General features: G+C 54.6%; 1 pseudogene. It reads right to left on the bottom strand.

The window, feature by feature from the left end:
* A pseudogene (locus tag D3D02_RS19765) lies at positions 1–452 on the bottom strand (phospholipase D-like domain-containing protein); the annotation flags it as partial.

Here is a 452-nt window from a genome sequence, read left to right as displayed (position 1 = left end):
CTGGTGGCCGCTCTTGGTGAAGTTCGAGGAGCCGACAACTGTAGCGCATGGGCGGGTGTCTTCATCCTCGTCGTATCCCCAATCTTCGTCATCTTCGAGTGGCGCTCGAAATGAGGCACCCTTTGCGTGGAAGTAACCGTTTTCGGGATTTCGCACACGGACGCTCACCTCGCCTTCGGCGATAAAGTCTCGTAGCCGGTCTAGTCGGCCAATTTGAGCGTTATTCAGCTCCGAGATGCTTTCTCTCACCTCTCTTTTGAGCTCCTCTTTGAGATTCTGCCCCTCACCGATTTCGTCAGCAGTTCCCCTATTCGTCTGACGACCCATCAAGATCCGAAGTGGAGCATGGCCGAGTTCCTCGGGGTCAGCCAGATTCTCAAGGTCTTCCCTGTAGAGGTCGAATCCTGAGAGATAAAAGTACCCAGTTGCGATACGGCCCTCCTCAATCTGGG

This window comes from Halobellus sp. Atlit-38R (assembly GCF_003665925.1).
Taxonomy (GTDB): domain Archaea; phylum Halobacteriota; class Halobacteria; order Halobacteriales; family Haloferacaceae; genus Haloquadratum; species Haloquadratum inordinatus.
This window is presented reverse-complemented; position numbering and strand designations above follow the sequence as displayed.